This is a genomic window from Streptomyces sp. NPDC059994 (assembly GCF_042737755.1).
Taxonomy (GTDB): Bacteria; Actinomycetota; Actinomycetes; order Streptomycetales; family Streptomycetaceae; genus Streptomyces.
This window is the reverse complement of sequence record NZ_JBHWUR010000082.1, coordinates 1-14878: the sequence shown is the minus strand read 5'-3', so window position 1 is coordinate 14878 and position 14878 is coordinate 1. Positions and strand designations below refer to the sequence as shown.

Annotated in this window: 14 protein-coding genes; 3 read left to right on the top strand and 11 right to left on the bottom strand. The window is 71.8% G+C overall.

Going from position 1 to position 14878, the window contains the following annotated elements:
- Positions 1-18 precede the first annotated feature (18 nt).
- Entirely contained in the window at positions 19-372 is a 354-nt protein-coding gene (locus tag ACFWA7_RS29765) for a hypothetical protein (RefSeq protein ID WP_067163281.1), read from the bottom strand.
- Between the two features lie 324 nt (positions 373-696).
- Between ACFWA7_RS29765 and ACFWA7_RS29760 the strand changes: the two genes are divergently transcribed.
- Positions 697-1776: an NlpC/P60 family protein gene (locus ACFWA7_RS29760; protein WP_385544208.1), complete on the top strand. Its 1080-nt coding sequence runs from the start codon at positions 697-699 to the stop codon at positions 1774-1776.
- Here ACFWA7_RS29760 and ACFWA7_RS29755 read toward each other — a convergent pair.
- The 7 genes from ACFWA7_RS29755 to ACFWA7_RS29725 all read right to left on the bottom strand — a co-directional run bounded on the left by ACFWA7_RS29755 (position 1740) and on the right by ACFWA7_RS29725 (position 10079).
- On the bottom strand, positions 1740-2876 hold the full coding sequence (locus tag ACFWA7_RS29755; protein ID WP_385826151.1) for an alpha/beta hydrolase: 1137 nt from the start codon (positions 2874-2876) through the stop codon (positions 1740-1742). The two genes, ACFWA7_RS29760 and ACFWA7_RS29755, sit on opposite strands and share 37 nt — an antisense overlap.
- Complete coding sequence (locus ACFWA7_RS29750) at positions 2876-3850, bottom strand: alpha/beta hydrolase (RefSeq protein ID WP_385826149.1); 975 nt, start codon at positions 3848-3850, stop codon at positions 2876-2878. Before ACFWA7_RS29750 ends, ACFWA7_RS29755 begins: the two co-directional genes overlap by 1 nt.
- 299 nt (positions 3851-4149) lie before the next feature.
- Positions 4150-5202: a hypothetical protein gene (locus tag ACFWA7_RS29745; protein ID WP_385826147.1), complete on the bottom strand. Its 1053-nt coding sequence runs from the start codon at positions 5200-5202 to the stop codon at positions 4150-4152.
- A gap of 29 nt (positions 5203-5231) precedes the next feature.
- Positions 5232-7493, bottom strand: a complete 2262-nt coding sequence (locus ACFWA7_RS29740; RefSeq protein WP_385826145.1) for a hypothetical protein — start codon at positions 7491-7493, stop codon at positions 5232-5234.
- Between the two features lie 10 nt (positions 7494-7503).
- A complete protein-coding gene (locus ACFWA7_RS29735; protein WP_385544223.1) occupies positions 7504-7956 on the bottom strand; it encodes a hypothetical protein in 453 nt (150 codons plus the stop codon).
- A 144-nt stretch (positions 7957-8100) separates the two neighbouring features.
- Positions 8101-8796, bottom strand: a complete 696-nt coding sequence (locus ACFWA7_RS29730) for a LuxR C-terminal-related transcriptional regulator (RefSeq protein ID WP_385826164.1) — start codon at positions 8794-8796, stop codon at positions 8101-8103.
- 2 nt (positions 8797-8798) lie between these two features.
- Positions 8799-10079, bottom strand: coding sequence for a PspC domain-containing protein (locus ACFWA7_RS29725; RefSeq protein WP_385544226.1), 1281 nt, complete (start codon positions 10077-10079; stop codon positions 8799-8801).
- A 197-nt stretch (positions 10080-10276) separates the two neighbouring features.
- Here ACFWA7_RS29725 and ACFWA7_RS29720 point away from each other — a divergent pair, with 197 nt between their 5' ends.
- Positions 10277-11626 (top strand): PspC domain-containing protein, encoded by a 1350-nt coding sequence (locus tag ACFWA7_RS29720; protein WP_385544229.1) that lies wholly within the window; start codon positions 10277-10279, stop codon positions 11624-11626.
- A complete protein-coding gene (locus ACFWA7_RS29715) occupies positions 11613-11879 on the top strand; it encodes a hypothetical protein (protein WP_385544232.1) in 267 nt (88 codons plus the stop codon). Before ACFWA7_RS29720 ends, ACFWA7_RS29715 begins: the two co-directional genes overlap by 14 nt.
- Here ACFWA7_RS29715 and ACFWA7_RS29710 read toward each other — a convergent pair.
- The 3 genes from ACFWA7_RS29710 to ACFWA7_RS29700 all read right to left on the bottom strand — a co-directional run bounded on the left by ACFWA7_RS29710 (position 11783) and on the right by ACFWA7_RS29700 (position 14650).
- Positions 11783-12322 carry a DoxX family protein gene (locus ACFWA7_RS29710; protein WP_385826143.1) on the bottom strand — a complete coding sequence of 180 codons (540 nt, stop codon included), beginning with the start codon at positions 12320-12322 and terminating at the stop codon, positions 11783-11785. The two genes, ACFWA7_RS29715 and ACFWA7_RS29710, sit on opposite strands and share 97 nt — an antisense overlap.
- Positions 12323-12466: 144 nt before the next feature.
- A complete protein-coding gene (locus ACFWA7_RS29705) occupies positions 12467-13714 on the bottom strand; it encodes a hypothetical protein (protein ID WP_385544238.1) in 1248 nt (415 codons plus the stop codon).
- A 120-nt stretch (positions 13715-13834) separates the two neighbouring features.
- Positions 13835-14650, bottom strand: a complete 816-nt coding sequence (locus ACFWA7_RS29700; protein WP_385544241.1) for a class II aldolase/adducin family protein — start codon at positions 14648-14650, stop codon at positions 13835-13837.
- Between the last annotated feature and the right edge of the window lie 228 nt (positions 14651-14878).

The following is a 14878-nucleotide window of genomic DNA, read 5'->3' as shown; positions in this document are numbered from 1 at the left end:
CGCGGCTCGCGGGCGCGCTCACGTCCACAGCGTCGCGATGAAGATGTTCGCCACGGTGAGCCCGCCCACCGCGCCGAACAGCGCCTTCTCCACCTTCTCGTCGTCCCGCTTCACATAGACGAGGCCGAGGATCACCACCAGGACCGCCAGCTTCAAGCCGATCTTGGCGGTGTTCACGGAGTTGTCGTCGGCCTGGTTGAGGCCGACCAGGGCCACGCCGGTGACCAGCATCGTCAGCGCGCCGTGCAGCATCGCGGGCACGAAGCGCGCGGTCCCGGCACCCATCGCCTTCATCTGGGTCAGAAAGCCTCCGAGCAGCGAGGCGATGCCGATGATGTGCAGGGCGACGAAGACATTGATGAGTACGTCCATGGTTGGGGAGCCTAACCAGGCTGTATCGGGGGGTGGCGCGCAGGTGGGTCTCGTCCGGCTCCTCGGTCGCAGCGGCATCGGGAAGCGGGCCCAATCGACGGCAGACCGGTCACATACGGTCGCGCGACCGCCGGAACAGAACACTTCACGCATTGCGTCACTCCCCCGTGTCACCGAGGTTTAGCGTCCTCCTCCAGGTGACCGACTCCCCATCGCCGCCCCCTCAAGGGCGGTCATCGGTCGCCAGGCCGAGAGATCCGGCGGCGGGACGTCCCCCCTGTGCGGCCCGTCGCCGGATGCGCATGGAAGGACGTGAAGGCCCTAGTGGCTGCGCACCGAAAGCCCAGGCAGCACCCGCTCACCGGCCCCGCCGCCCGCACGGCGGCGACCCTCGCACTGGCCGGAGCCGCCACCGCCACCGCCTTCGAGGGCTCCGGCCACGCCGAGCCCCGCCTGACCCCGGCCCAGGTCAAGGCCAAGGTGGACAGGCTGTACCAGGACGCGGAGGTCGCCACCGAGGCGTACAACGGCACCAAGGAGAAGGCGGACGACACCCAGAAGTCCGTCGCCGCGCTACAGGACGAGGCCGCGCGCAAGACCGGCCGGCTCAACAGCGCGCGCAACGCGCTGGGCTCGATCGCCACCGCCCAGTACCGCACCGGCGGGATCGCCCCCGCGCTCCAGCTGATGCTGTCGTCCGACCCCCAGCGCTATCTGGACGACGCGGCCTTCCAGGAGCGGGCCGGGGACCGGACGGCGAACGCGGTGGCCGGGGTCCGCAAGCAGCTCGCCGAGCTGAAGCGGCTGCACACCGCCGCCGACGGCAGACTCGCCGAGCTGCGCGACCGGCAGGCCGAGCTCAAGCGCCAGAAGGAGACCATCAAGTCGAAGCTCGACTCGGCGCAGGCGCTGCTCACGCAGCTGAGCGCCGAGCAGCGGGCCGCGTACGAGGGCCAGGACGGCGCCCGTACCGACGCGGGCACCACCGGCCGCGCCGGCCGCTCCTCGGCCCCCGGGGCGCCCGCCGCGCCCGCCGGGCTGCTCCCGGCCCCCAGCGGCCGGGCGGCGGCCGCCGTGGCGTACGCCTACACCGCGCTCGGCAAGCCGTACGTGTGGGGCGCGACCGGGCCGTTCGCGTTCGACTGCTCGGGGCTGACCCAGGCGGCCTGGGGCGCGGCGGGCGTCGCGCTGCCCCGGACCACGTACACGCAGATCAACTCCGGTGCCCGGGTATCCCGTTCCGCCCTGGCCCCCGGCGATCTGGTCTTCTTCTACTCGGGCATCAGCCACGTCGGGCTCTACATCGGCGGCGGCCAGATGATCCACGCGCCGCATCCGGGGGCGCCGGTGCGGCTCGCGCCGATCGATCAGATGCCGTTCGCGGGCGCGACCCGGCCCGCCTGACCGAGCTCCTTGGTGAGCCAGCGGAAGACGTCGGGCACCTGGTGCTCCCAGACGCTGCTGCGGTGGCCGCCGCCGTTCAGCCGGACGACGTGGACGGTGGTCGGGGCCTTGGCCGCCTTCTTCAGGGCCAGGCCGTCGTTGTAGCCGTCGCCCCTGTCGCCGGAGACGAACAGCGAGGTGCGCGGCGGCGTCTTGGCGTTCTTGAGGATCCACAGCGGGTTCGACTCGCGGCGCAGCTTCGGGTCGTGCGCGGTGATCGAGGCGCCCTCGGCGGCCGGGTCGTTGTAGCCGGAGAGGTCGACGCCGGCGCGGTAGCGGTCGGGGTGCGCGACGGCGAGCTTGGCGGCGCAGTGGGCGCCCGCCGAGTACCCGGCGATGGCCCAGCCCTCGGGCCCGGTCGCGGCCCGGAAGTTGTCGGTGATCATCTTCCGTACGTCCACGCTGATCCAGGTGTCGGCGTTGACGGTGCCCGGCACATTGGCGCAGCCGGTGTCGCGGCCGTCCAGGAGCGTGGTGCGCGGCGAGACGAGGATGAACGGCGCGACCTCGCCGCGCCGCATCATCGGCGTGAGCTGCCGCTGGGAGTGCAGCGAGCCGAACCAGGCGCCTATGGAGCCCGGGTACCCGGGCAGCAGCTCGACCACGGGGAACGTCTTGTCCTTGTACGCGGGGTCGTTGTACTGCGGCGGCAGCCAGACCGCCACGTCGCCCTCGACGCCGGAGATCGCGCCCTTGAGCGTGGTCTTCATGACGCCGTCGCCGACCTTGCCCTTGTACTCCCTGAAGTTCTGCTTGACCTTGGGCGCGGAGGCGGCCTTCTTGCCGCCGGTGCCGTCGGGGCCGAGGTCGGGGGCGGCGTTGACGTGGTTGCCGGTGCCCAGCAGGTCGTCCCAGTTGTCGTAGAGCCCGTTGGCGTTGTTGACCATCACGAAGACCACGAGGACGGCGGTGAACTGGGCGAACAGCAGCATGAACAGCCGCGAGGCCCCCCGCACCACGGCCGGCCCGCCGATCCTGCTCCACAAGAACAGGGGGAGCAGCAGGGCCGCCGCCGCCACGAGGACGGCGGTCAGCAGGAAGGGGGTACCGGTCAGGCTCATCACGGACGGGAAGAGCCGGTTGCGTTAACTGGAGTTGCTCCACTTTGCGAGGGCTTTACCCTTCCGGCGCTTGATTCCGTGCTTGGTTCCGCGCCCACCGGCCCCCCGACGACCCCGCTGAGCCAGCGGAAGGCCTGCGGCACCATCGGCTTCCAGACGGTCACCCGGTGCCCGCCGGCGGAGGGGACGACGGTGACGCGGGTGGGCGGCTTCGCGGCCCGCTGGACCGCCAGAGCGTCGTCGTACCCGTCCCGGGGCTCGCCCGAGAGGTAGAGCGAGGTCAGGGGCGGGCGGCGGGCGTGCGTGAGCATCCACAGGGGGTCGGTGGTGCGGCGCAGCCGTGCGTCGTGGGCGGCGATGGAGTCGGGCTCGGCGGCGGGGTCGTCGTAGCCGGAGAGCCCGACGGCCGCGCGGTAGCGGTCGGGGTGCTCGATCGCGAGCTTGGCCGCGCAGTGGGCTCCGGCGGAGAACCCGGCGACCGCCCACCCGTCGGCGTCCTGCCGCGTACGGAAGGTGTCGGTGACCATCTTCCGTACGTCCACGCTGAGCCAGGTGTCGGCGTTGACCACGCCCGGCACATTGGCGCAGCCGGTGTCCTTGCCGGCCAGCAGGGTGGTGCGCGGCGAGACGAGGACGAACGGCTGGACCTCGCCGCGCTCCGTCATCGGCTTCAGCTGCGTCTGTACGTCGAGGTTGCCCCACCAGTCGCGGGCGGAGCCGGGGTACCCGGCGAGCAGCTCGACGACGGGGAAGCGCTTGTCGCGGTAGGCCGGGTCGTCGTACTGCGGCGGCAGCCACACGTACACCTCCCCCTCGGCGCCCGACACCCGCCCCATGAGGTGGGTGAGCCGCAGCCCCGGTCCGATGTCGGGGTCGTCGGTGACGGCCGTGAAGGCCTGCCGGACACGGGGAGCGGCGGCGATGTCCCGCCCCCCCGGTCCCGTCCGCCCCCAGGTCGGGCGCGGCCGCGACATGGCTCTCGGTGCCAAGCAGATCGCCCCAGCTGTCATAGAGCCCGTACTGGTCATTGACGGCGACGAACACGACGACGACGGCACTGACCTGCGCCACGACCACCATCCCGAGCCGCACCCCGACCCGCAGAACCCTCGGCCCCCGGACCCTTCCCCATACGGCCAGGGGGACGAGGACGGCGAGGACGGTGGTGACGAGGGCGGCGGCCAGGACGGGGGTGCCGGTCAGATCGGTCAGGGGGGTCACGCGTGGGGAGAGGGGTGCGGGGGGTGTCCGGGTTGACTGGTTTGCCGGGTTTTTACGTTCGCGGACTCCTGGGCGCGGAACCTATATCGATCAGCGCCTCGTCCAGCCAGCCCTGCCCGACCCGGCTGGAGGCCGTGGCCTCCCGCAGCGGCTCCGCGAGGGACTCGGCCGTGCGGCCGCTCGCCTTCGCCAGGATGCCGACCATGTCCCGCGTCTGCCGGAACAGGGCCGGGTAGCCGCCGCTGCCGGCGTCCCGCTCCCAGGTGCGGGCGATGTACCGCGCCGGGTCGGCGGAGAACGCCGGCACTTCACTCGCACCCCCGTCCGACAAGCCCTTCATCACGTCCGCCTTCCACCGGGCCGCCTCGCTCTTCGAGCGGGAGGCGAGGACTTCGTCCGCCATGGCGTCGAGCAGCCCCAGTGCGGTGGCGGTGGCGCCGACCGGAGCGGAGACGGAGTCCCCGGCCGACGCCTTGGAGATACGGGCCAGATCCTCCGCCGAGCGCCCGGTCTCGGCCTTCCGGAGCGTCGCGTACGCGGCGGGGTCGTCGGAGACCGCCCTCATGACCAGGATGAGCGACTGGTTCTCCACCGGCATACGGACGACTCCCCTCTCGTCGCGCCACGCGCCGCCGCTCGATCCCGCGTGCTTGATGTAGGCCATCGACTCGGAGTAGTGCACGAGCATGGTGTGCATGTCCGTCGAGTAATCGGCGAGCAGCTCCGCGACCGGCTCCCGCAGGGGCGCCGCGATGTCCGCCCTGGAGCGGTCCCGGAAGTCGTCGTCGAGCGTGTTGACGAGGTCGCGCATCACCCCCGCCTGCTCCAGGGTGTGCCGCCCGGAGCCGTCCGAGGCCGCCGCCTTCTTCAACGCGACTGCCAGCTCCCGGCAGTTCATGCCCGACGGGTCGCCGGGGGCCAGGTCCTTCTGGATGCGGGCGTCCTTGCCGACGGTGGCACAGGAGGGCCGCTCCTCACCGCCGGACCGCACGACCAACCAGGTCCCCACCCCTCCGGCGAGCACGACCACGGCCGCGGCGGCCGCGAGCACCCGCGCCGGAGGGCGCCGGGACGCGCGCGGCGCCGACGGCGCTTGCGAGTTCATCACTGTCACGGCTCCATGGCGTCCCTGCGTCAGTTGGTGGTGTCGGTCAGATAGCCCTTGGCCTGGGACAGACCGGTGGTGTGGCTGTCGTGCATGCGCCGGATGTACTCGTCCACCAGCTTCCGCGCTTCCGGGTCACTGGTGCCGTAGCGGCCCTCCCCCCAGGTGTTCACCACCGTGCGCATCTGGGTGTCGGCCTTGAGGAAGGTGTCGGAGATCTTCGCGTTGGCCTCGGCGTCCGCACCCGCCTTCAAGTCGTTGCCCCACATCCACGCCAGCGTGTCCACACCGCGCTGCAGCCCGTCTCCGACGACGATCGTCCCGCCGCCGGCCGTGGGGATCGACATCGGCGTGACGATTCCGCCGATGATGTGGTACGCCACCTTCGCCTTCCAGTCCGCCGACGAATAGGCGTTGATGCGGCCGTCGTTGAGTACGTCCTCACGGATCGCCGTGTACGTGCCCAACGCGTTGCCCGACTTGGCGAGGAGATCGTTCTGGTCGAGCGGGCTGGCGCCCTTCTGGAGCTCGCTCAGTTCGTGGTCCAGATACCGCAGTTCCGTCTTGCTGAGGTCCGCGTAGGCGGCCGGATCCTCCGAGAGCCCCCGCATGACGTGCACGAGCCTGTCCGGTGTCGTGGCCAGGTGCGCCATTCCCTTGTCGTCCACCCAGAACCCGTCGTTCATACCGCGGATGTAGCCGCCGCCCGCGTTGCCGAGGATCTGGTGGGTGTCCGGTGTGTACTCGGCGAGGGCCTTGGCCACCGCCGCCTGCATGTTCTTGTGCACCTCGGTGCTGGTGCCCTGGTCGAGCGTGCCGATGATCCCGTTCATCACGCGGGCCTGGGCCTCGGTGTGCGTGGGCACCGGCCAAGGGTCCTGGTTCGGGCCGAAGGGCGGATGTCCGGTCGCCGCGGCCTCCAGGGCGAGCCCCAGTCCGGCATGGCTGTCGGGCAGGTCGTCAGTCGCCGTGGCCACCCCGCCGGAGACCATGTGCTGCGGCCACTCGCGCGTGCCGCCCCCGTGCCCCGCGAGGTAGTGGAGGTGGTCCGCGCCCGTCTTGTCCGCCGGGTCGAAGAAGAACGTCGCCGCGTCCGGGTTCTTGCTCATCACGCCGAGCAGCGCGTCGACCGGGTCCGGGGTGACGCCCTTGTAGTCGGCGCCCCAGGTGTCGAAGATGCTGGACTTCTTACCCCGCTCGGCCGCGATCATCTGATCGCCCAGCGCGTTCAGATACTGGTCGTCGTACGTGCCGTCGGCCTTCTGCATCAGCGTGGTGAGGAGCTGGTAGCCATGCAACGGCCGCAGGTTGTCCCCATAGTTGTGGACCCCCGCCTTCTCCATCCCCTCCATCCACCCCTTGTAGAACTTCCCGTCCGGGCTGTTCAGCCACTCGTTGTACTTGGCCGAGCCCGGCGGCATGTCCGCGACCTTGCCCGGGACCGTCGTCGCGGTGGCCAGGGACGTGGCGAAGCCGCGTTCCAGGGCCGCGTAGTCGTCCTTGTGGGACTTGTCGGAGAGCGACCAGTCGTTCACGTGCATGGTGAACTTGATCGCGCCGTCCGGGCCCAGGCTCTGCAGCAGGGTCTGGGTGAAGATCTTGTCGTGGGCGTTGTCCCGGAAGAGCGACTCGGCCTCGGCCAGTTCCTCGGGGGTCAGCTTCTTGCCGTCGTTGACCTTGTCGGCCAGCTGGATCATGGCCTGGGCCTCGTAGTACTCCACGTCGCCGTTGGCCTTGGCGTTGAAGCCGTTCATCGAGTCGTCCAGCAGGTCGGTGTCGCGGCCCACCGCTTCCAGGGCGGTCCTCACCCCTTGATCGGCCTCGTTCATCGCCGACACCACCTGGTCGATGTGCTGGGACCAGGAGTTCTCCTCATCGCGCAGCTTCGGGTCGTGCCGGATGGTGTCGCCCGCCGCCGCGCTCACCGTGCTGTAGTCGAAGCTCGCCACGCCCGCCTCGGAGACCTTCATCCCGGCTTTGACTGCGTCGTCCCTCGCGGACTCCACCTTCTTCTTCAGATCCACGAACTGGGCGTAGGCGTCTCGCAGCAGCGAGGCGACGGCCTTGGCCTCGATCTGCGCCGCCGCGTACTGACCGCGCGTCTTCGTGAAGTTCGGCCGCGAGTAGACCGACGCCTCCCCGGTCCAGGTGCCGTCCAGGCTCACGCTCTGGACCTGGCTCTTGTACCGGTCCTCCAGCTTCTTGAACTCCGCCGCCATGTCGTCCCACTTGGCGGCGGCCGTGTTGAGCTGCGATAAGTCGGTCTTCATGATCTGTTCGTAGGTCGGCATGTCGGGGCTCCTACGGTTGCTGCGGCGAGATCTGGTTGAGCTGGGACGGCTTGACCAGCGGGGCGAAGTCGTTGCCCACCGAGATGTCGTTGGTGAAGAACAGCCTGTTCGTTTCGCGCAGCGCGGACTTCTCCCCGGCCAGCCGGCCGAGCAGCGCCATGACCGACTTCCACCAGGCCTCCTGGGCCTTGGTCAGCCCGGCCGCCGTGGCCCAGCCGTCGAACGCCTTGACCGCCGTGATGCTCGTCTCGTCCGCCCAGACACCGGCCCTCCTGGTGTTGGGCTCGAAGTCCGTCTCTATGTCGTTGGCGGCGGCCATCTTGCGCGCGGGGCTGGAGTTCAGGTCCTTGTCACCGCCCGGCGACGGCGGGAAAGGCCCGTCGTACGCACCGTTGAGCCGCGTGCTCACCGGCTGTCGCGCCGCTGCCGCCTTGCTCGACACCCACTCCTCGTCAAAGCCCATGGACGACCCCTCCCCCGGGTCCGGCGATCACCTTCGCATCGTAACTACCGCGCGTGGAGCGCATGTTGAGATTGACGCCGTCCTGACAATCCCGGTTCCGCCCCGGCCCCCGGAGTCCCCGCAGATCCTCCGTCCGACCAGCCGTCAGACCAGCCGTCGAGCCGTCGCCCAGCGCGTCAGCTCATGGCGGTTGGACAGCTGGAGCTTGCGCAGCACCGCCGAGACGTGCGACTCGACCGTCTTGACGGAGATGAACAGCTGCTTGGCGATCTCCTTGTACGCATAGCCGCGCGCGATCAGCCGCAGTACCTCCCGCTCACGCTGGGTGAGGCGGTCCAGGTCCTCGTCGACCGGCGGCGCGTCCGTCGACGCGAAGGCGTCCAGGACGAAGCCCGCGAGCCGCGGCGAGAACACCGCGTCGCCCTCCTGGACCCGGAAGATCGAGTCGACCAGGTCCGTACCCGTGATCGTCTTGGTGACGTAGCCGCGGGCGCCGCCCCGGATCACCCCGATCACGTCCTCCGCCGCGTCCGAGACGGACAGCGCGAGGAAGCGCACCGGATTCTCCGCGGCCGCCATCAACGGGGCCGAACGGCGCAGGACTTCCACGCCGCCGCCGCCCGGCAGATGGACGTCGAGGAGGACGACCTCCGGCCGGGTCGCCGTGATGACCGTGATCGCCTGGTCCACGTCGGCCGCCTCCCCGACGACCTCCACGCCCGTCTCCTCGGTACGGCCGATCTCCGCCTGGACGCCCGTGCGGAACATGCGGTGGTCGTCGACCAGGACGACCCGCACCCGCCGCTCGGCACCGCCCTGGGCTCCCTGGGTCTGCTCCATCGTCATCCGTCCGCCCTCTCCATCTCCAGCTCGACCTCGGTGCCCCCACCGGGCACCGAACGCAGCCGCGCCGTTCCGCCGTTGCGCTGCATCCGGCCGATGATCGATTCTCGTACGCCCATGCGGTCGTCCGGCACCGCGTCCAGATCGAAGCCGGGGCCCCGGTCCCGTACGGACACGAAGACCGTACGGCCCTCGACCTCCGCGAAGACCTGGACCGCGCCGCCCTCGCCACCGTACTTGGCGGCGTTCACCATCGCCTCGCGCGCGGCCTGCACCTGTGCGGACAGCCCCTCGTCGAGCGGGCAGTCGCCGACGACCACGACCTCCAGCGGCACACCGTGCTTGTCCTCGACCTCGGCCGCGGCCTTCTTCACCGCCTCGGCCAGGGTCTCCGGCTCCTCCGACTCGTCCTTGCCCGTGCCCCCCGGCTTGTAGAGCCAGGCCCGCAACTCGCGCTCCTGGGCGCGGGCGAGGCGCCGCACCTCGCCCACGTTCTCCGCGTTGCGCTGGATCAGCGTGAGGGTGTGGAGCACCGAGTCGTGCACATGGGCGGCGACTTCCGCGCGTTCCTGGGCGCGGATGCGCATCAGGCGCTCCTCGGAGAGGTCCTGGGTCATCCGGACGAGATAGGGGCCCGCCAGCAGGGCTATGCCCGCGATGACAGCGAGCGCGGCCGTCAGTACGTTGCCGAGCTGGGCGGCCGAGCCGCGCACCACCACGAACCCGGTGAAGCCCGCGCCGACCAGCGCCACTCCGGCCAGCCCCCGGGCCAGCGGCAGCAGCCGGCTGCGCCGGGCGCCCTCGGTCCAGCGGGCCCGCCGGGCGTTGTCCGCCTGGCGCCACACCAGGACCACTCCGGCGCCGACCAGCAGCGTCGGCCAGATGTACGGACTGGCCCAGCCGCCCACGTTCACATTGCCCGCGAAGATCGCCGCGCCGATGCAGAGCGCGATCAGGGCGACGACCTGGCCCTTGTCGGGCTTGCGCAGCCGTCGGCGGCCGTCGGGGCTGACCTCGAACGCCGAGCGCGGCTCGGCGGCCGTACCGCCCAGACCCAGCGGCACCACGAACCAGAACACCGCGTACAGCAGCGCCCCCAGCCCGTCGATCATGAACAGGCCGAGGAAGACGATCCGCACCCAGACGACCGGCAGCCCGAGGTGTCCGGCGAGACCGCGCGCCACGCCACCGAGCATCCGCCCCTCGGCCGAGCGGTAGAGCTTGCGCACGGGGGGTTCGTCGGCCTCGGGGGGCGCGGTTCGGGAAGCGGCGACTGGCATGGACCGATCGTCACACGTCCGTGCGGGTGCGGGCATCAGGGTAAGCCCCCAGGACGCCCCTGATCCGCGATCCCCGCACGGGGGAGCCGGGATCCCCCGTGCGGGGGAAGCCCCACCCCCGCATCAGGGGCAATCTCAGGGAGAGGCCAGGGTCGGGGCGGGTGCCGGACCCGCGGACCGCCCGTCACCATGGAGGCATGACTCAGCCGACCGAGACCCCCGTCGCGCCACCGGACCCGGATCCGGACCCGGCGCCCGCCGCGCAGCCGCGCCGCAGCGGTCACAACAAGGTGATCGGCGGCGTCTGCGGCGGGCTCGGGCGGTACTGCGACATCGACCCGGTGATCTTCCGGATCGCGTTCGGCGTGCTCACCGTCGTCAGCGGCCTCGGCCTGGTCTTCTACGGGTTCGGCTGGCTGCTGCTCCCGCTGGACGACGAGGACGAGAACGAGGCCCGGCGGCTGCTGTCCGGGCGGGTCGAGGGCCCGGCGCTGGCCGCCGTGCTGATGGCGCTGGCGGGCTGCGGGATCTTCCTGTCCATGCTGAGCAACGGCTCGGTGATGAGCTTCGCCTGGCTGCTGACGCTGGCCGTCGCGGGCATCGGCGTATGGTCCCAGCGCCGCTCGGCCACGCCGCCGGACGCCCCGCCGGTCACGGCGGCCGCCCAGACGGCGGCCGGGGGCTCCTCCCCGGCCTTCGGCCCCGGGACGGCCCCGCCCGAGACCAAGGCGCCGCCCACGCCCGTCTCGCCCTCCTGGTGGCGCGACCCGATCGTCAAGGACGGCACCACGGGCCCGGTCGGCACCGGCTATCTGTGGGGTGCCGAAGGCGCCGACGCGGCGCCCGCGTTCGGGGCCGGGGCGCGCGCCAAGAAGGCGGACCGGGCCAAGAAGGCGGCCGACCGGGCCACCCGGGGCCCGCGTTCCATCGGCGGGTTCGTCTTCCTGCTCGCGCTGCTCGCGGGCGGCGTCGGCACCGCGGGCGCCTGGCGGCACCAACCGCTGGGCACCGCGCTCCAGATCGGCCTCACCGCGGCCCTCGTGGTGTTCGGCCTCGGCCTGCTGATCAGCGCGTTCGTGGGGCGCACCGGGTTCGGCACGCTGTTCATGGCGGTGCTCACGGCCGCCCTGCTCGCCGGGGCCTCGGCCATGCCCAAGAACATCACCACCCAGTGGACCAGGACCGACTGGACCCCGGCCGCCGCAGCGGACGTACAGCCGTCGTACGCATTGGGCTCGGGCGAGGGCACCCTCGATCTGAGCAAGGTCGTGGTGCCCGTGGGGCAGAGCGTGAAGACACGCGCCGAGGTCGGCGCGGGGCGGCTCAAGGTCGTCGTGCCCCTGGGCGCGACCGTGAAGGCGCACATCGTGGTGGGCGTCGGCGACGTACAGCTGCCGACTGAGAAGCCGGAGGACGTCGACATCGAGCCCAACCAGAAGAAGACCGTGACCCTCCCGCCGCCCGCCGGGGCGAAACCGGCCGGGACACTGGAGCTCGATCTGCACGTCTCCATCGGCCAGGCGGAGGTGGACCGTGCCGCGTCATGAGTTCCGTCCCGGACGGCTGATCGCGGGGGCGGTGATGGTGGCCACCGCCGTCCTGTTCGCGGGCGACGCGGCCGACGCGTGGCAGACGCCCTGGTACGCGGTGATCCCGCTGGTCTGCGGCGGGCTCGGCCTCGCCGGACTCGCCAGCTGGGTCGCCTACGGGGTGCGCAAGCGGCGCCGCGACGCCAGCCAGGCGTCGGCGGACAGCAGCGGCGTCCCGGCGAGCACCAGCGGCAGCCAGGCCATCAGGTAGGCCAGGTCGTTGCCGTAGTAGTACGGCGTGGTCGCCCAGCTCACGGTCAGCCACAGGCTCAGCGAGATCAGCGCGCCGCCGGTCGCCGCGAGCCGTCCGAACAGGCCGACCAGGATGCCGATTCCGGCGGCGATCTCGCCGATGGCGATGGCGTACCCGAAGCCGGCCGGGCTCTTCAGGGCGAGGTCGACGAGGGCGGGGATCGCGGAGCTGTCGCGCACCGAGTGCATCAGCTCCCCGATCGAGCCGCTGCCGCTCGCCTTGAGGGTGGTGGTGCCGCCGGTGAGCTTGTCGAACCCGGCGTAGACGAAGGTGACGCCGAGGAAGACGCGCAGCGGCAGCAGCGCGTACCTGCCGGCGGTCTCCTTCAGGCCGCGCAGGCCGCCGGAGCCTCCGCCGGTGGCCGCCCCGCCTCGCGTCCGGTGGAGATTTCCGTGTGCCATCGCCGTTCCCGCCTTCCGTAACCCCTGTCACCTGACCATACGTACGGGAGCGGTGCGCGGCTCAACCGGTTCACCCCTCAACTGGTTTCCCTGAGTGGCGGCGCCAGTTCGGTCGGTGAGGTCGGTTCGGCCGGTGGCGTCGGCTCAGTCGCCGGTGACGTCGATCACGACCCGGTTCGTCTCGACGCCCGCGGCCGTGACCACCCGCACCTCCACCCGGCCCGGCTCGACGTCCACCGGGACCGGCACGGTCAGCACGGTGTCGCTGGGGTTGGCGAAGCCGCCGGTGACCGGGATCAGCGGCACATGGACGTGGACCGCGCCGATCCGCACGACCATCCGGGCGAGGCGGTCGGGGGTGCCCGCTCCGGGCGGCACGAATCCGGCGCCGCGGATCTCGATGTCGTCACCGGTACGGATCGGCGCGTCCAGATCGCCCGCCTCGCGCGCCCGGACCACCGAGAGCACGACGGGACGACCGCCTTCGGCGTACTTCCCGGCGAAGTACGTCAGCGCGGACACGGCCACCAGGAAGGCCAGCGCCCACGGCAGATCGGGCAGCCGGTCGGGCCGCCGGGCCAGCCGTACGGCGGCGAACAGCACGGCGACCGTGGAGACCAGGACGTACTGGACGTCCGCGAAGCTGCCGCGCCCGGCGTCGTCGGTGAGCAGGTCGGCGGCGCGCGGCCGCTCCGCGCGTACCTTCTGCAGCCGCTGCCCCGCGATGCGTACGGCCACCACCCGGCGCACCACCACGGTCACCGCGCTGACCAGCGCGACCACCGCCAGCAGGCCCGCGCCGCGGGAGAGCCCGAGGCCTTCGATCAGCGCGTCGCGCTCCTTCACCCCGGACGCCCCGGCCAGCCGCACCGCGAGGAGGAGCACCGCGAAGGCCACGAGCAGCACCCAGGCGGCGGCGACCGCGCGCGAGGTGGAGAGCCGGTTGTCCTCGCCGACGACGGGCGCGAGCAGTCCGCCGCGCGCCCGGTGCAGCCACGCCGCGCCGGTCAGCGCGACCGCCACGGCCAGGGCGGCGAGCAGCCCGGCCGTCCTGGCGTGGCTCCAGCCGGCGCCGATCGCGGTGAAGGCCTCCACGAGCGCCAGCACGGCGACGCTCCCCCACACGGTCACGAGGGTGGCCAGCAGCACCGCGGCCGGCCAGGCCTGCCCCGCCTCCCGGCCGCGTTCGGCGAGCGCCCGGGCGGACTGGGTGAGCTCGTCCGACACCCACTGGCGGGACGCCCCGGCGGAGTGCGCGACGGCGGCGGGCAGCCCTTCTCCGGCGGCCAGCCCGTCGCGCTTGGCCAGGAACGCCGCCACCGCGCGCCGGTGGCCGTTCCGCGTCCCGGGACCGCAGTCACCACCGCATTGCCGAGCCTCCTGCACCGCCACGGAAATCTCGCCCTTCCCTCAAGTCATGTCGACTGTCAGGGAATTGTGCCGTACGAATAGCGTCCCACGGTCGACAGGGGCACGCGGCGCGAGTGATTGACGCACCATCAAATTGACGTACTACGACAGCAGTTCGGGCTCCGACCCGCTGATCTGGTGCCACAGCGGCTGGTAGTTGATCCACGCGACCAGGTCGCTGCCCAGCTGGTCGCGGGTGGCGACCGCGTCCCGGCGGTCGATGAGCACCGGCTTCCCGGCCGCCCGCGCGGCCAGCTGCACCTCGCTGCACCGCTCCATCGAAAGGAACCACCAGGCCGCCGCGTCCACCGAGTCCCCCACGGTCAGCAGCCCGTGGTTGCGCAGGATCACCGCCTTGTACGGGCCGAGCGCGGCCGCGATCCGGCGCCCCTCCTCGGCGTCGACGACGACTCCCGTATAGGCGTCGAACAGGGCGTGGTCCTCGAAGAAGGCGCAGGCCTCCTGGGTGTACGGCTCGATCAGATCGCCGAGCGCCGCCAGCGCACGCCCGTGCACCGAGTGGGTGTGCGCCACCGCGACCACCTCGGGGCGGGCCCGGTGCACCTGGGCGTGGACCGCGAAGGCCGCCTGGTTGACGTGGTAGCGGCCCTCGACGACCTGGCCCTCCCCGTTGACCATGACCAGCTCGCCCGCGGTGACCCGCGCGAACGGCACGCCGAACGGGTTCACCCAGTAGCAGTCCTCGAACTCCGGGTCGCGCGCCGAGATGTGCCCGGAGACCCCCTCCTCGCAGCCGGACCGAGCGAACAGCCGCAGGGCTCCCGCCAGCCGCTCCTTGCGGTGCTGCCGCTCCTCGGCCGGGGTGGCGTGGACGGGCGGCAGGGCGAAGTGGAGCCGGTCGACGGGTATCGGCGCGGGGGCGGGCCATTGCCCGGACGGCTGCGGGATCTCGGTCATGGCCGGAAGTTACCGCGCGGTTCGGCAGGTGAACAGAGTTATGCGATCGGGTGGTGCTGTCGTTCTTCGACTCGGGCCGTCGTGGGCTGGTCGCTCCCCCAAGTTCTCGGCTTCGCTCGAACAGGGGGGACCCCCATCGCGGCGGAGCCGCATATGGTCACGGCCCCGCGCCCCTGTGGGGCCCGCCCGCTTGAAGCGGATACGACGGCGCCGCCGCACCGGGAACCC

What these genes read in the sequence shown, in the direction of transcription:
- ACFWA7_RS29720 (WP_385544229.1), top strand. Translation starts at nt 10,277, where the DNA reads ATGACTCAGCCGACCGAGACCCCCGTCGCGCCACCGGACCCGGATCCG.
- ACFWA7_RS29725 (WP_385544226.1), bottom strand. Translation starts at nt 10,079, where the DNA reads ATGCCAGTCGCCGCTTCCCGAACCGCGCCCCCCGAGGCCGACGAACCC.
- ACFWA7_RS29735 (WP_385544223.1), bottom strand. Translation starts at nt 7,956, where the DNA reads ATGGGCTTTGACGAGGAGTGGGTGTCGAGCAAGGCGGCAGCGGCGCGA.
- ACFWA7_RS29750 (WP_385826149.1), bottom strand. Translation starts at nt 3,850, where the DNA reads ATGTCGCGGCCGCGCCCGACCTGGGGGCGGACGGGACCGGGGGGGCGG.
- ACFWA7_RS29765 (WP_067163281.1), bottom strand. Translation starts at nt 372, where the DNA reads ATGGACGTACTCATCAATGTCTTCGTCGCCCTGCACATCATCGGCATC.
- ACFWA7_RS29700 (WP_385544241.1), bottom strand. Translation starts at nt 14,650, where the DNA reads ATGACCGAGATCCCGCAGCCGTCCGGGCAATGGCCCGCCCCCGCGCCG.
- ACFWA7_RS29710 (WP_385826143.1), bottom strand. Translation starts at nt 12,322, where the DNA reads ATGGCACACGGAAATCTCCACCGGACGCGAGGCGGGGCGGCCACCGGC.
- ACFWA7_RS29745 (WP_385826147.1), bottom strand. Translation starts at nt 5,202, where the DNA reads ATGAACTCGCAAGCGCCGTCGGCGCCGCGCGCGTCCCGGCGCCCTCCG.
- ACFWA7_RS29755 (WP_385826151.1), bottom strand. Translation starts at nt 2,876, where the DNA reads ATGAGCCTGACCGGTACCCCCTTCCTGCTGACCGCCGTCCTCGTGGCG.
- ACFWA7_RS29730 (WP_385826164.1), bottom strand. Translation starts at nt 8,796, where the DNA reads ATGGAGCAGACCCAGGGAGCCCAGGGCGGTGCCGAGCGGCGGGTGCGG.
- ACFWA7_RS29740 (WP_385826145.1), bottom strand. Translation starts at nt 7,493, where the DNA reads ATGCCGACCTACGAACAGATCATGAAGACCGACTTATCGCAGCTCAAC.